This window comes from Candidatus Thiodiazotropha sp. LNASS1 (assembly GCF_964212655.1).
Lineage (GTDB): Bacteria > Pseudomonadota > Gammaproteobacteria > Chromatiales > Chromatiaceae > Thiodiazotropha.
The window spans coordinates 2,867,706-2,882,157 of record NZ_OZ156465.1 but is presented as its reverse complement, the minus strand read 5'-3'; the positions used below and the strand labels follow the sequence as shown (position 1 = coordinate 2,882,157).

At 54.1% G+C, this 14,452-nt stretch carries 13 protein-coding genes; 4 read left to right on the top strand and 9 right to left on the bottom strand.

Annotated features, from left to right (window positions below; genetic code table 11):
* Nucleotides 1-94: 94 nt before the first annotated feature.
* Entirely contained in the window at nucleotides 95-1,351 is a 1,257-nt protein-coding gene (locus tag AB8516_RS12600; RefSeq protein WP_369161113.1) for a 6-phosphofructokinase, read from the bottom strand.
* 62 nt (nucleotides 1,352-1,413) lie between these two features.
* Entirely contained in the window at nucleotides 1,414-1,758 is a 345-nt protein-coding gene (locus AB8516_RS12595; protein ID WP_369161111.1) for a hypothetical protein, read from the bottom strand.
* Between the two features lie 336 nt (nucleotides 1,759-2,094).
* Between AB8516_RS12595 and AB8516_RS12590 the strand changes: the two genes are divergently transcribed.
* Both AB8516_RS12590 and AB8516_RS12585 read left to right on the top strand, forming a co-directional pair.
* A complete protein-coding gene (locus tag AB8516_RS12590; RefSeq protein ID WP_369161109.1) occupies nucleotides 2,095-3,516 on the top strand; it encodes a nucleoside monophosphate kinase in 1,422 nt (473 codons plus the stop codon).
* Between the two features lie 128 nt (nucleotides 3,517-3,644).
* Nucleotides 3,645-3,953, top strand: a complete 309-nt coding sequence (locus AB8516_RS12585) for a DUF4124 domain-containing protein (protein WP_369161107.1) — start codon at nucleotides 3,645-3,647, stop codon at nucleotides 3,951-3,953.
* Between the two features lie 55 nt (nucleotides 3,954-4,008).
* On the opposite strand, the gene AB8516_RS12580 is transcribed toward AB8516_RS12585, so the two are convergent.
* The 7 genes from AB8516_RS12580 to hslV all read right to left on the bottom strand — a co-directional run bounded on the left by AB8516_RS12580 (nucleotide 4,009) and on the right by hslV (nucleotide 10,239).
* Nucleotides 4,009-4,539, bottom strand: a complete 531-nt coding sequence (locus AB8516_RS12580) for a zinc ribbon-containing protein (protein ID WP_108295401.1) — start codon at nucleotides 4,537-4,539, stop codon at nucleotides 4,009-4,011.
* A gap of 115 nt (nucleotides 4,540-4,654) precedes the next feature.
* On the bottom strand, nucleotides 4,655-6,313 hold the full coding sequence (gene ubiB, locus AB8516_RS12575) for a ubiquinone biosynthesis regulatory protein kinase UbiB (RefSeq protein ID WP_369161105.1): 1,659 nt from the start codon (nucleotides 6,311-6,313) through the stop codon (nucleotides 4,655-4,657).
* Entirely contained in the window at nucleotides 6,310-6,939 is a 630-nt protein-coding gene (locus tag AB8516_RS12570) for an SCP2 domain-containing protein (RefSeq protein ID WP_369161103.1), read from the bottom strand. Before AB8516_RS12570 ends, ubiB begins: the two co-directional genes overlap by 4 nt.
* Before the next feature lie 78 nt (nucleotides 6,940-7,017).
* Nucleotides 7,018-7,767, bottom strand: coding sequence for a bifunctional demethylmenaquinone methyltransferase/2-methoxy-6-polyprenyl-1,4-benzoquinol methylase UbiE (gene ubiE / locus AB8516_RS12565; protein WP_369161101.1), 750 nt, complete (start codon nucleotides 7,765-7,767; stop codon nucleotides 7,018-7,020).
* 64 nt (nucleotides 7,768-7,831) lie between these two features.
* Entirely contained in the window at nucleotides 7,832-8,200 is a 369-nt protein-coding gene (locus AB8516_RS12560) for a gamma-butyrobetaine hydroxylase-like domain-containing protein (RefSeq protein WP_369161099.1), read from the bottom strand.
* A gap of 106 nt (nucleotides 8,201-8,306) precedes the next feature.
* The gene (gene hslU / locus AB8516_RS12555; protein WP_369161097.1) at nucleotides 8,307-9,644 is read right to left on the bottom strand and encodes an ATP-dependent protease ATPase subunit HslU; all 1,338 of its coding nucleotides are present in this window, start codon (nucleotides 9,642-9,644) and stop codon (nucleotides 8,307-8,309) included.
* Nucleotides 9,645-9,693: 49 nt separating this feature from the next.
* Complete coding sequence (gene hslV / locus AB8516_RS12550; RefSeq protein ID WP_069120947.1) at nucleotides 9,694-10,239, bottom strand: ATP-dependent protease subunit HslV; 546 nt, start codon at nucleotides 10,237-10,239, stop codon at nucleotides 9,694-9,696.
* A gap of 183 nt (nucleotides 10,240-10,422) precedes the next feature.
* Here hslV and AB8516_RS12545 point away from each other — a divergent pair, with 183 nt between their 5' ends.
* Both AB8516_RS12545 and AB8516_RS12540 read left to right on the top strand, forming a co-directional pair.
* Nucleotides 10,423-11,427: an outer membrane lipoprotein-sorting protein gene (locus tag AB8516_RS12545; RefSeq protein WP_369161094.1), complete on the top strand. Its 1,005-nt coding sequence runs from the start codon at nucleotides 10,423-10,425 to the stop codon at nucleotides 11,425-11,427.
* A 17-nt stretch (nucleotides 11,428-11,444) separates the two neighbouring features.
* The gene (locus tag AB8516_RS12540) at nucleotides 11,445-14,306 is read left to right on the top strand and encodes an RND family transporter (protein ID WP_369161092.1); all 2,862 of its coding nucleotides are present in this window, start codon (nucleotides 11,445-11,447) and stop codon (nucleotides 14,304-14,306) included.
* The last annotated feature ends 146 nt before the right edge of the window (nucleotides 14,307-14,452 follow it).

The following is a 14,452-nucleotide window of genomic DNA, read 5'->3' as shown; positions in this document are numbered from 1 at the left end:
GACGTGGTCCGGTCAGGCCGGTTTCGATCAGCAGACCATTCTGGCAGGGTTGGGCGCACAAAAAAAGGGGCTTTTAAGCCCCTATTGATTTAGATTAAAGTTCAAAGCTATCCAGTTTCCTTGGTACCGCCACACCCTTCATAGTGACATAGTCTGGCATGCCGTTTTCAGTGTAGGGAGGATAAGCCTCGCCCTTGATCAGGGGATAGAGGTACTCCTTGCAGGCGGCCGTGATGCCGAATCCGTCATCAGTGATGAACTCCATCGGCATCATTTTTTCAACATTCGCCACCTCACTCAGAGGGGCTTCGCCAATACTCCATTTGTATGGGCTGGAAGACTCGCGTACCACTGTGGGCATGATGGAGTTTTTACCCTCCAATGCCTTCTCCACTGCCGCCTTGCCCAAGGCATAGGCTTGCTCGACATCAGAGGCCGATGCAAGGTGACGGGCGGCCCGTTGCAGGTAGTCGGCCACAGCCCAGTGGAATTTGTAGCCCAGGGCGTCTTTGATCATGTTGGCGACCACGGGGGCGGCGCCGCCCAGCTGGGCGTGGCCGAAAGCGTCGCGGGTACCCTGTTCGGCAAGAAATTTACCATCTGGCCAGTGACAGCCCTCCGAGACCACAATCGAGCAGTAGCCGTGTTCCTTGACCTTGGCGTCGACCTTGGCGAGGAACTTCTCCTGATTGAACTCCACCTCTGGGAAGAGAATGACAACCGGTATGCCGTTATCCTCAACCAAGCCGCCGGCAGCGGCGATCCAACCGGCGTGGCGGCCCATGACTTCGATCACGAATATCTTGGTCGATGTGGCAGCCATTGAGCGAACATCGTAAGAGGCCTCCAGTGTGGAGACGGCGATATACTTGGCTACCGAACCGAAACCCGGGCAGTTGTCGGTAATCGGCAGGTCGTTGTCAACCGTCTTGGGTACATGAATCGCCTGTACCGGAAACCCCATTTTTTCAGACAGCTGGGAGACTTTATAGCAGGTGTCGGCCGAGTCGCCACCACCGTTGTAGAAGAAGTAGCCGATATTGTGGGCCTTGAAAATCTCAATCAGGCGTTCGTATTCCCTTTTATTGTCTTCCAGGCTCTTCAGCTTGAAACGGCACGACCCGAAACCACCGGAAGGCGTGTGTTTGAGAGCAGCGATATCCTCAGCCGATTCGGCGCTGGTATCGATCAGGTCTTCGGTAAGCGCGCCTATGATGCCATTGCGTCCGGCGTAGACATTGGCAATCTTGTCGGGGTGTTGGCGGGCGGTTTCGATAACCCCGCAAGCGGAGGCATTGATCACCGCGGTGACCCCGCCCGATTGGGCATAGAAGGCATTTTTAGCAGTCATTTAGTATGATCCCCTTAGTTTATTGATATCTATTTAAAAATCCGGGTAGGTATCAATGACCTCTATAGGTCACCTCTCTCTCTTGCCGCATGATCGGCCTGGGCCTGCAGCAGGGAGACGATGCATTCAGTGAGGTCGTCGTATTCGTCGACACCGGTGCCATACTGTTGATAGCCCCGGTAGAAAAACTGGCAGCGGTATTTACGGTTGCCGGTTTTGAAAACAATGAAATTGCAGTCCTCTTGATTCCAATAGATTACCGGACAGCTCGATAGCTCTCGATCGGAGGGCATCAGGCGTATCTCGGCATCTGCAATCTGGGTTTCAACCTTACCTCCGTAACGCTCTGTCAACGTGGTTTCGATGATCCAGTGTTCAGATTCTGTTATATCTGGAATTTCAGGCATGAAGGCCACTCTGCATTAGGTCGCTGCATGAGGCAGAGAAGAATAATCTAATTGATCTGTTTAGTACACAAAGTCCGTTGACTTTGCGGGAAATCTTGGATTAGCTTACCCAAGCTCACGGCTGGCGGCTAATGCAAAACTTGGATGGAGCCATGGATTTTCTTAATTGATGCACCCGACAAAGGGATCTGACAGTGGAATTAAGCATGAAGAGTACCTGTAGCGGCGGTGGCCCGATTAAGCGAAAAAATATCGTAGATGTCTATGAGGTCCAGCTTAAATGGCTGTAATAAAAGGAAAAACAACTTTTTTTTGTAGCGTTGGAGATATCAGGGGATGCGAATTGTAATACTGGGGGCACCGGGGTCGGGTAAGAGGACACAGACAGACCTGCTGGCTAATAAATACGGCCTATCCCCAGTGATGACGGGCGAGCTGGTGAAGAATGCTGTGCTGAAGCGGACGCCACTGGGTCTCGAAGTAAAAGAACTGCAGGATGCCGGCAGGGTGGTAACTGAGGATATAGTCCTGGCACTGCTCCGTGAGCGGTTGCTGAAAAGTGAACTCCAGGATGGTTTCGTACTGGACGGCTTTCCCAGAAATCTCCTGCAGGCACTGACCCTCGATGAACTGATGATCGAGATCAATCAACCCTTAGATCTGATTCTGCTGATCGATATTGAGACAGACACCCTCATGGAGCGTCTGGTGGGGCGGCGCACCTGCCGCAGTTGCGGACTGCTCTACAACATCTATAGGAACCCTCCAGTTGTTGACGGTGTGTGTGATGTTTGTGGTGGACGCCTGCACCAAAGGTCGGATGACAACGAAGAGACGGTCAGCAGTCGAATTCACGTCTTCGACCATCTGATATCACCCCTGATCACCCACTATGGGAAGCAGGATAAATTGGTCAAGATCGACGGCAATGGCGAGATCCATCAGGTTTTCCAGCTTATCTGCAAGACGATCGATGAAGGAAGCCGGCAATCCGGTCAGGATGCCTCGATTGAAGCTCAGCCGGTAGCCGAGAAGCGTACAGAGGAGAGCGATAAGAGCCCGGTACTTGAAGAAGCATCTGCCCGATCCGCTGAAGAGACAGTGGCTCCTGTGTCTGTTGCAAGCCGGGAGAAGAAGGACAAGGTTCCTGCTCCGAACAAGGTAGTGAAAAAAAAGGCGACCCGAAAGAAGGCGGAAACGAAACAGGCGGCCAGAAAGCAGACAAGCAAAAAAAAGCCGGCAGCCAGGCAAGTGGTTAAGAAAAAGGCTTCCAAAAAGAAGTCGAGCACACGGACTGCGGCAAAGTCACGCGCGGCTAAAAAGAAATCAAGCACTCATCGGACAGCGCAGAAAAAGCCGGTAAAAAAGCAACCAAGCAAGAAGAAGCTAAGCAAAAAGAAGACACTGAAATCTGAAGTGGCTGAAAAGAAGAAGGTCGCGACAAAAAAGGCTGCTTCAAGGCCGTCACCCGGGAAACAGGCAAAAGGCACAACCGGTAGTGCCAAGAAACGCGGCAAGGTATCGGCCAAGTCCGATCGATCAGCTGTACGGCAGCGTGGCAAAGCGGTAAAAAAACGTGCAAAAGCAAAAGCAAAAGCAAAAGCAAAAGCAAAGAAGACGGCCAACAAAAAGGGAGTGGCCAAAAAGAGGACTCCCAAGAACACCGGGTTGAAAAAAGTGACGGCAAAGGTTTCATCCGGCAAAAAAACTGCGGTGAAAAAGACTAAATCCAAGCGTTCCAAATCCAGGAAAAAGTAGAGACTTGGGTAGTGACTGTAAACAGCTAAGTCATGCTTTCTGTTGCTTGGGAATAATATTCGTTTGTCATAAATACCTAAAAATAGTAAGGTAATTGACATGGATCTGTGACACAGGAATCACGCTTCATGGATAGGCGTAACTACTACTTAGGATTAATCTTCGGCCCTCTTCTGCTTCTCCCGGCATTGTCTGCTCAGGCCGCCATGTATAAATGGTACGATGAGCAGGGCAAGTTGAATTACACACAATCCCCTCCTCCTCCTGGAAGCCGACGGGCTACTATCAATAGCGACAGCTTCAGTACGGTGAATATGCGCAAGGTGCCGACGATCAAGCGTGCCAATTCAACCAAACGGAGCAGAAAAAAGGAGAGAAGGGTTGTTAAGAAGAGGCGAACTAAACGGACTACGCGTTCTACTTGTCCGCTGCGTTAGCCAGCCACAAGAAGATAGTGTCCGAATCAGCGTTTTCTGCTCGTTGTTCGCTGCGCTACCCCTTTGACATTGAGGAGCGTTTAAACTCGGTACCCTTGCAGCCGGAACAGGGTGGGATGTGTCCGGTTTTTTTGAAGTGTATCTCCTTGTCACAGCTTGTGCAGACAAGGGTTCCGGGCCCAGTAACCTCGCCTGTGTGATAGAGTGACGATTGGCTGGCCCGTTCGGCGAGTTTCGCCAGTTCCAGCTTGGTTTGATCGGCAACCCCGGTGAACATTTCAAACAAGCGGTTTTCCACCTGCTGCACATCGAAGCGCCACCAGGCGGAGAGCTGCTCACCGGTCTCCAGCAGGTAGTTGGCCGCATCCTTCATGTCACGCTCGATGTAACCAGACACCTTCTCCGCTTCCTCCCGGCTGAGCTCACCCAGTTCGATCAATTTCTCTCTGGCATCTTTCAAGTACTCCTTGATGCCTGGAAGGGTATTCTCCCTGGCGGACTCCGCCGCTTTGTGTACCTCATCCAGCATTTTATCGTAGGCTGAGGCCAAACGATCAAAGGGATCTTGGGGTGTCGAAGGTGACATGGCTGACTCCTTGGATCTGGGTGCCAATTATTGTTGCTCTACAGATAATGATGGATCAAATTTCCACTATCGCCAAGGGTTGGAATTCGTGGTTTTTGCCTGATTGCGATGGCATTCAGTCTGCCGTATCGAACCAGCCTTTTATCAGCAGAAAACCGCCACCTGCACCCAACCCCGTTCCCAAAACGGTGGCCAGGGTTATTGGCAGCAATCCGCCACTGCCAAATACCAGCAGCAGAGAGCCGCTTAGCAGCATGGCCCCTCCAGCAATGGTGGTGATGGTATTCCGGTGGTTTTGGCGCAGCTGTTTGTGCAGCATGTCGAGTTCATCTGATTTCCATTTGAGCTCAAGCCGGCCGGATGCCGCATCGTCGATGATCTTATTCAGCTTTTTCGGCAGATCGGGCAGGTGTTCGGCAATTTCAGGCAGGTTCTGTTTAAGCTTGCCGACGAAGGCCCGGCGTCCGATCTGCTCGCTCATCCAGCGTTCAAGAAACGGCTTCGCGGTGGTCCAGAGGTCGAGCTGAGGATAGAGTTGCCTCCCCAGGCCCTCTATGTTGAGCAGGGTCTTCTGCAACAATACCAGTTGCGGCTGAACTTCCATATCAAATCGTCGGGCGGTTTGAAACAGTCTGAGCAGAAAATGGCCAAATGATATTTCACTCAGTGGTTTTTCGAATATCGGTTCGCTGACCGTGCGTATAGCCGATTCAAACTCCTCGACCCGGGTCACTTCGGGTACCCAGCCCGACTGGATATGGAGTTGAGCCACCCGTTTGTAGTCACGGTTGAAGAAAGCCAACAGGTTTTCCGCCAGGTAGCGCTTATCCTCCTCGGTCAGGGTTCCCATGATGCCGAAGTCGACAGCGATATAACGGCCGTTGGGTTCGACAAAGATATTGCCGGGATGCATGTCGGCATGAAAGAAGTTGTACTTGAAGACCTGGGTGAAGAAGATCTCGACACCACGCTCCCCAAGCAATTTCATGCTGATGCCCTGTTGCCTCAATGCATCGATGTCACCCACGGGGGTGCCGCTGATACGCTCCATGACCAATACATTCTGTCGGGTCAGATCCCAATAGACCTCCGGGACATAGAGGGCGTCACTGTTGATGAAATTGCGTCTCAATTGGGAGGCATTGGCTGCCTCGCGCATCAGGTCCAATTCGTCGAATATGGTCTTTTCATACTCCTGTACGACCTCCACCGGTCTCAGACGACGACCCTCCTTCCAATATTTTTCAGCCAACCGTGCGATGGTGTAGAGCAGATCCACATCCCGTCGGATGGTTTTTTCAATCAGTGGCCGTAATACTTTGACGACCACTTTTTTTCCATCCTTCAACTGGGCTGTATGCACCTGTGCGATGGACGCCGAAGCGAGCGGTTGCTCATCGAAGGCCTCCAACAGCTCGTCGATGGGCCGGCCATAGGCCTTCTCGATTATGGCTCTGGCCTTCTCTCCCGGGAATGGCGGTACCCGGTCCTGCAGCTTGGCCAACTCATTCGCCAGGTCATCGGGCAATAGGTCTCGCCGGGTTGAGAGGATCTGGCCGAACTTGACGAATATGGGTCCGAGATCCTCCAGCGTCCGACGGATACGGACCGGATAGGGCGAGCGATCCTTGCGAAACCAGAACCAGGGAGATAGGTAGATAAGAAATCGAATCGGCCGGAACAGATGGGTGGCGAGGATGACCTCATCCAGGCCGTGGCGCAGCAATACAAGGTTAATGTGGATCAGCCGGATGGCCTGGGAGGGATGTATCACGAGGCCTTATCCTTATCATCCAGATGCTGCTTCAGTCGCTGTACCCGGGCCTCGAGCCGGTCCGCGTCATCGCGCAATCGGTCGATCTCATCGAGAAAGGTAGATATTTCATGTCGAGAAGGAATCAGGCGCAGCTCTTCCTGGAGGTACTCCTGAAGATTCTGTTCTGTGGTTCTGTTTACTGAGCGTCCCCAACTGATCGCAGATTTCACCAGCTTGCCAATTTCGTGGGCGGCTATATCGCCGGTAACGCGTGAAAGCTGCTCCTCCCAGTCGATGTCAAGATCAGCCAGCAGGGCGCCGAATTGCTGTGCAAGTGCGGTATCACCCTCAATCTCCACATTGCCCTTGAAGAGTTGGTCCGCGCTCTTGCTGGTACCGCGCATACGCATCAGGTCGAAGGGAGAACCGCGCAAACTGCAGTCAGCCTGGCCTTCGAAATCATTCAGGACCTGGATGCCGTTGGGGTCGGGGATGAGATAGAGGGGGCTACCCATGCCCAACAGGTCCAACCGGATCACCTTGCCATGCATGGGTGTGAGCCGGGCGGGAGTCTCCGGATCGAGGTGAATGGCCTGATTCAAAAGCGCCTCGAGGGTTGCAGAGAGTGCCGCAGTAATGGTCATGGCAGGTTCTTCCTGCGATCCGGTGTCACTGCGAGGGGGATTATCTGAGGGCTGGCGGGCAACATCGATCGATAATCCCTAGAGTTTATAGCCCCGATGAATTGCCACAACACCTCCGGTCAGATTGAAATAGTCACAGCGTTCGAAGCCGGCGTGCTCCATCATACCCTTGAGTGTCTCCTGGTCCGGGTGCATGCGGATGGACTCGGCCAGATAGCGGTAGCTCTCCTCGTCATCGGTGACCAGTTTGCCGATTTTCGGCAACAGGGTGAACGAGTAGAGATCGTAGACCTTCTCCAGGGCGCGATGGGTGGGCTTGGAGAACTCCAGCACCAACAGGCGTCCCCCCGGTCTGACACTGCGGAAGATAGCATTCAGCGCCAGCTGTTTATCGGTGACATTGCGCAGGCCGAAGCCGATCGTGACGCAATCGAAATGATTGTCGGGAAAGGGCAGATGCTGAGCATCGGCCTGAACATAATGCAAGTTGCCGACCCGTCCCTGGTCTTCCATGCGCTCTCTACCGACCTGCAGCATCGAGGCATTGATGTCGGAGAAGACCACCAGTCCGTCATCACCCACAAGACCGCTGAACCTGGCTGATAGATCTCCAGTGCCGGCAGCCAGGTCCAATACCCTATGCCCCTTGCGCATACCTGAAAGCTCGATGGTTTGGCGCTTCCACAGACGATGTATTCCGAGAGACATCAAGTCGTTCATCAGGTCATATTTATTGGCAACCGAATCGAAAACCTGGCGAACCCTGCCTGCCTTCTCACCGACAGGAACGTCCTGATAGCCGAAATGTGTGGTCTTCTCATCCTTCATCAATCTATACCTGTCTAAGGGAGCCGTATCCAGGCGGATCTATACCATCGCCAGCGTCTGCTGTCTAAGCCGAGGGCGTTTTGCGCTCATACCCGGCGGTTTTCAGCCGTTGCAGATAATCCTGCCAGTTCCGTTCGTAGTTCAGGCCGAGCTGATAGAGCGTATCCCAGGAGTATATGCCGGTGTTGTGCTCATCATCGAAGTGCAGACAGATGGCATAATTTCCCACGGGATCGATATGGGCAATATTCACCTCTTCTTTGCCGACCTGCAAGACCTCTTGCCCGGGTCCATGGCCCTGCACCTCGGCGGAGGGGGAAAATACCCTGAGATACTCCGCGGGATAACTGAATTTACTGCCATCGTCGAAGCTGATTTCCAAAACACGGGACTGCTTGTGCAGATGGATCTCTGTCGGATTGGGATGTGACATGGTTTGCTCTCACTCTTTGTTGACTGCTAGTGCACCAAACTACCATTCTATCCCCAGATCGGGCCGATATACCCGGTCGGTATAGCGTGATCTGGTCTGTGCACCCTTATAGAATGTACTGACTCAGATCCTCGTCCGCCGCCAGCTGTGAGAGTTGATCATCGACATAGTTCTCATCGATGACAATGGTCTCTTCGGCATGCTCCGAGGCCATGAAAGAGATACTCTCCAGCAGGCGTTCCATCACTGTGTGCAGGCGGCGTGCGCCGATATTCTCAGTCCTTTCATTCACTTGCCAGGCGGTCTCCGCAATGCGGCGTATACCCGCTTCGGTAAAGCTCAGGCGCACGTTTTCCGTCTCCAGCAGGGCCTGGTACTGCTCGGTGAGAGAGGCGTCTGGCTCGGTAAGAATGCGGGTGAAATCATCGGTCGTGAGTGCGGACAACTCCACCCGGATAGGTAATCGGCCCTGGAGCTCGGGGATCAGGTCGGATGGCTTGGCGAGATGGAAGGCGCCGGATGCAATGAACAGGATATGATCGGTCTTGACCATGCCGTGTTTGGTGGAGATGGTACATCCCTCCACCAGGGGCAGCAGATCGCGTTGCACCCCCTCGCGGGAGACGTCCGCTCCCCGGGTCTCGGCACGGCTGGTTACCTTATCCAGTTCATCGATAAAGACGATCCCATGTTGCTCCACCATCTCCAGCGCCCGCAACTTGAGATCCTCTTCATTGATGCGCTTGGCCGCCTCTTCGTCACTCAGGACCTTGAACGCATCCTTGATGCGCAGTTTGCGGCGTCGCGTGCGGCCACTCCCCAGATTTTGGAACATGCCCTGCAGCTGGCTGGTCATCTCTTCCATACCGGGAGGCGCCATGATCTCGACCCCTACCGGGGTGGCGTTGACCTCGATATCGATCTCCTTGTCGTCGAGCCCGCCACTTCGCAGTTTGTCACGGAATTTCTCCCGGGTCGCATCGGAGATCCCCGAACTGGTCTCGCTGTCGCCCCAACCCGAGCTGGAGGGTGAGGGCAGCAAGGCGTCTAGAATCCGCTCCTCGGCGGCCTGACTGGCTTCACTGGAAACCTTGGCCATCTCACCTTCCCGCACCATTTTGACAGCAGAGTCGGTCAATTCACGGATGATCGAATCGACCTCTCTGCCGACATAGCCGACTTCGGTGAATTTGGTCGCTTCCACCTTCAGAAAAGGCGCGTTGGCCAGTTTGGCCAGGCGTCGCGCGATCTCTGTCTTGCCGACGCCGGTGGGGCCGATCATCAGAATGTTTTTTGGCGTGATCTCATTGCGCAGGCTCTCGGAAACCTGGGCGCGACGCCAACGGTTGCGCAGGGCGATAGCCACGGCGCGCTTGGCGTCAGTCTGGCCGATAATGTGCTTGTCCAGTTCAGCGACGATCTGTTGGGGGGTTATTTCCGACATCAATGATTTCCGCAAATTATGGTCCGACTCAGAATACCTGGTGAGCGATCTAGGTTTTGCTGTCCAACTCTTCCAGTACGAGGTTATGGTTGGTATAGATACAGATATCGGCGGCGATACCGAGTCCCTTTTCGACGATCCCGCGGGCCCCGAGTTCCGTGTTTTCCAACAGTGCGCGGGCTGCGGCCTGGGCGAAGCTGCCGCCGGAACCTATCGCCATCAGGTTATGCTCCGGTTCGATCACGTCACCGGTGCCGGAGATGATCAGCGAAGTCTCCTCGTCGGCGACGCACAGCAAGGCCTCCAGTCGGCGCAGCGCCCGGTCGGTGCGCCAGTCTTTGGCCATTTCAACGGCTGCGCGGGTGAGGTGCCCCTGGTGCTTCTCCAGTTTGCCCTCAAAACGCTCAAACAGGGTAAATGCATCTGCCGTGGCGCCGGCGAAGCCCGCAATGACCTTTCCTTTATAAAGCTGCCTCACTTTACGCGCATTGCCTTTCATGACGGTATTGCCAAGCGAGACCTGGCCGTCGCCACCGATAACCACTTTACCGTTACGCCTGACTGATAGAATGGTAGTGCCTCTGAAGTTTTCCACGCCGATCCCGAGAGTATTTAATGAGGGGGCGATTGTACCTGAGGTGGGGGCCGGTGAAAAATCGACAACCGTTCGAGCATGGTTCGCACAAGGTTTGGGAGGCTACATTTCAGTATCCTTCAATCCCTCCGGAGTGATGTCTCACTGTCATTGAATTTCAAAAATATTAGGGATTTCACTTCCTTGTTTGACATCGGTATCCATGGCAGAGTCACGCCTATGTTTATCAGGCCCATCAGAATTGCGTTTTTTTGCATGGTCTGCTTTGCCTCGACTGCACCGGCAGACGATTCAGGCCGACCGGTGCCATCGTCTTTGAACGCCCATGAGATAGCCGAGCAGGTCTATGTCGCGGCGCACGGCGGACTGGTAAAGAATGCGCTCAGCAAGCGCAGTGGCAGGGAGGTTGCGTTGGTCGTCAATCGAGCGCCGCAGGCGATGCGTAGCCGCAACAGGGTGCCTGGAGTTCAGACCTTCGACACCTATGTCAACAATGCTCCGCAAGACCCTGCCATAGAGAGCCAGCAGATGGCGATCCTGACCTCGGGCAAGACCAAAGGCACCGGGGTGCTGTTCACACGCTATACGGACCCTCAAAAGGGCAATCTGATATCGATGTGGTTGCCCGCACTGCGCAAGATCAGGCGTATCAACGAGCCCTCCCATGAAGATGTCTGGTTCGGCACCAATCTGACCTATGGTGAGCTGGTGCTGCGTCGCCCTGAGGATGAAACCCACGAACTTCTTGGCGAAGGCGTTATGCAGGAGTGTCTGGCCGTCATGCAGCTGCAGCGCTGGGAGCAGACCCGCTATACACGCGACCTGCCCGCGCCCCAGTGCGGGCACAAAGGCAAACCGGTATACCATCTGAAAAGCACCACCAATTTTCACAATTGGTGGTATGACTACCATGTCAGTGATATCGATAAAGAGACATTCGCCCTCTATCGAACTGTCTATTATAAAGGCGATGAGAAGGTTAAGACGGTATATATCGATTGGCAGTCCCTGGATCAACCGGATCCCCGCATCGCCTATCCGCGCTATATTTATGCAATCACCCATGGGGACGGTAAGGACAGTCTGGTCTATGTGCCCCGCAGTACCATCTCACTCAATGTGGATCTGCCCGATAGTTTCTGGTCCGAAAAGACATTGCAGAATTACAACAAAACCAGGAAGCCTTAGCGGCTTTTGCATGATAGATGGCTAACGGCAACTATGCGGACCGCTATGCACGTTTTGTGCTGAAGTACCGCTGGGCTGTGATCACGCTCTGTTTCGCCACTACAATCTGGGCGGCCTTTTATATCGACAAGGTCAACCTGCGCAACGATCCGGATTCCCTACTCCCCCTCTCCAACCCTTACATTGCGACCAATCTCTACACCGAGATGACCTACGGTATGGGCAATCTCATGGTGTGGGGCATGAAGATTAAGCAGGGCGATATCTATCAGCCCTGGTTTATTCGCATGGTCCAAGCGTTTTACCGTGACGTGACTGCGCTGGACTACGCCAACAGCAGTAACTTTGTCGGCCTGCCCTCACCGAAGTTGCGCAATATCGGTATCGATCCAGGAGGAAGTCTCGATTTCAGCCGCCTGCTGCCGGCCAACGGCCTCTCTGACAATCCGTTTGAACAGCACAACCAGATTGCCTATCTGCGTCAGGGATTGGAGAAGCATCTGGTGCTGCAGGCCCTGCTGCTCTACTACCAGGATAGATCCGGTGAAAAGTGTGACATGGTGGGGGCGGATGGCCAGATCAGCAGCGCATCCATGGCCCGGTTGCATCAGCAGTGCCGGCCTATGGGGACATTTATCATCGGCGATTTCAGCAATGAGCTGAAACAGAACCATCTCAGCTGGATTGCCGATATGAAGGCGCTGATGGCTGATTACCAGTCGCGCTACGGCGACCGGGTGGAGTTCACCATATCCGGCGAACCCTATTTTCTGGCGACCATGGTGCAGGAACTACGGGACAAGGCATGGCTGTTCGCTGTCTCGCTGCTGATTATCCTGCTGATACTCTGGTATGAGTTTCGCCATTGGAGCTGTGCAGTGCTGCCCCTGCTGGGCGTCGGTATGACGATCATCCTGACGCTCGGACTGATGGGCTTCACGCAATTCAAACTGACGACCATGATGGCGTTGACGCCGATGCTTTTACTGGCCATCGGTGTCGGCCACTCGATGCAGATCACACGGCGTTTCATGCAGGAGCTGGGACAGACCGGCGACAAGGAGGAGGCGGCATATCGATCGATACGTTCGACAATCGTACCCGCGGCACTCTCTATCGGAACCGACCTGCACGGCTTTTTCGCCATCTCATTTGTCGATATCTCTTTTTATAAGGCCTACGCCTATTTCGGCATCTTCGGTATGTCGACGCTGATTCTGACCACCACGACACTGATACCTCTTCTGATGCTGACCTTTCCCCCAACCATCCATAGCCATGAACATGAGCGAGGCTGGGAGTTGCGCCTGGCGTCAGGGCTGACGGCCCTGATCACAGGCCGCTGGAAATGGGTGCCGGTGGTGGCGGTGATCGCCGTCTGGTTACTCTCAGCACACTATGCGGAATTAGGCCGCGGCTTTACCGCAGTCATGGCCGGTGAGGCAGGTAGAAGCGATCCGGAAGTGGCCCGTATTCAGGACGAGTTCGACATCATGCCCGGTGTGGAAAAAGGTATCCACTATCCACGTGCGGCATTCAAGGATCACTACCTGTTGGGTGAGCTGCTGGGAGATGGCGGTGAAGTGAAGCCGATTGCGGATCTACAGACCCTATCCCGCCAGATGCCTGGTGTTATCACTGCCAACCTTCTGGTGCGTTCCGAAGCGGGAACCCTGCCAACTTGCGGACTCGATGCCTGGGACCGGGAGGGTCGCCGGGTCATCGGGCCGGAGCGCTGTTACGATGAGCAGGAAGATCCTCCTCAGGGGGTGTTTAATGATGCGACCGTGCTCGAGGCGCTTTCGAAATTTGAGGATTGGCTGCGTGGCCATCCCAATATCGGGTACACCATCTCCTATGTTCAGTTTGTAAAAACGCTGAACATGATCCTCAATACACCGCCGCTGGAACCTCCGCTGGGCCATATGAATCTTTATGCCATACCCACCCTGGCTCATATACAGCAGTTTCCATACGCCTATCGCGCCAAAGGTGGACAGGGTTACCTGCCTGATCCGGATGAGACGGTACAGTTATACAACGGCATGTTGGTGACCGGGGCGGGGGCCGGGGATCTGGATAGCTTTGTCAACACGCGAAACTGGGATGAGGGTGTGATTGTCGGTTTCGTCAATACCATGGATCCAGTGGAGACACACCGTACTGTCATCGATATCCAGAGCTACATCAACGCCCATCAGGACGATCCCGGAATGGATCTGTTGCGAATCGGCATTGCGGGTAACGAGACGATTCAGATACCGAATGAAGAGGGACGCAGTATCACCACCGGTGACACTATACCGGGCAAGGCCGCGATCGGTGGTTTTCTCGGGGTTACCGAGGCGACCCGCGATGTCGCTTATAAAGAGTGGCTGAACGCCCCGGTGGCGACATCGATCACAGTCTTCATCATGACCCTGTTGATGTTCAGGTCTTGGGTGGTGGCGTTTATCCTGATCGGTCTCTGCTTCATTACCCTGATGACCCAGTACGGCCTTGGCGCCTATATGTCCTCCATCGGCGAGTGGTCGGCAAATCTGGCGTTTCACGTACAGGTGGCTTTGAGCATCGCCATGGGGCTGGGTGTCGATTATGGCGTCTACATGGTTTCCCGATTGCGGGAAGAGTATCAGGCCAATGGAGGCATCTGGAAGGCGGCCCTGCACAAGGCACAGGCCACCACCGGTTCGGCGATCATTATCTCCATGGTTGTGCTGCTCAGCAGTTTTATCCCACTGATGAATACTGAACTGGCAAACCTCTGGTCGGTGAGTCTGTATATTTCGGAGGCCCTGATCATGGATGTCTTCATCGCCCTCACAGTATTGCCGCTGATGGTCTATTGGTTAAGGCCGAGATTTGTATTCCCTCTCTGAATGAGTCGGCTGTGAATTCGAACAGCTCAGCCGGACCTTCTTTACAGCGTGGCATTGCCTATGATTAGGCCCCATCTCAGTTGGAGTGTGGGCATTGTTCATGTCAGGCTTGTACGGGTGGTTCTCTAATATACCAATTGAGTTGA

Bases quoted from the DNA above. Each gene is read 5' to 3' on its own strand.
- AB8516_RS12560 (WP_369161099.1), bottom strand. From the start codon at position 8,200: ATGTCACATCCCAATCCGACAGAGATCCATCTGCACAAGCAGTCCCGT.
- hslU (WP_369161097.1), bottom strand. From the start codon at position 9,644: ATGTCGGAAATAACCCCCCAACAGATCGTCGCTGAACTGGACAAGCAC.
- AB8516_RS12540 (WP_369161092.1), top strand. From the start codon at position 11,445: ATGGCTAACGGCAACTATGCGGACCGCTATGCACGTTTTGTGCTGAAG.
- AB8516_RS12590 (WP_369161109.1), top strand. From the start codon at position 2,095: ATGCGAATTGTAATACTGGGGGCACCGGGGTCGGGTAAGAGGACACAG.
- AB8516_RS12600 (WP_369161113.1), bottom strand. From the start codon at position 1,351: ATGACTGCTAAAAATGCCTTCTATGCCCAATCGGGCGGGGTCACCGCG.
- AB8516_RS12580 (WP_108295401.1), bottom strand. From the start codon at position 4,539: ATGTCACCTTCGACACCCCAAGATCCCTTTGATCGTTTGGCCTCAGCC.
- AB8516_RS12585 (WP_369161107.1), top strand. From the start codon at position 3,645: ATGGATAGGCGTAACTACTACTTAGGATTAATCTTCGGCCCTCTTCTG.
- AB8516_RS12570 (WP_369161103.1), bottom strand. From the start codon at position 6,939: ATGACCATTACTGCGGCACTCTCTGCAACCCTCGAGGCGCTTTTGAAT.
- ubiE (WP_369161101.1), bottom strand. From the start codon at position 7,767: ATGAAGGATGAGAAGACCACACATTTCGGCTATCAGGACGTTCCTGTC.
- AB8516_RS12595 (WP_369161111.1), bottom strand. From the start codon at position 1,758: ATGCCTGAAATTCCAGATATAACAGAATCTGAACACTGGATCATCGAA.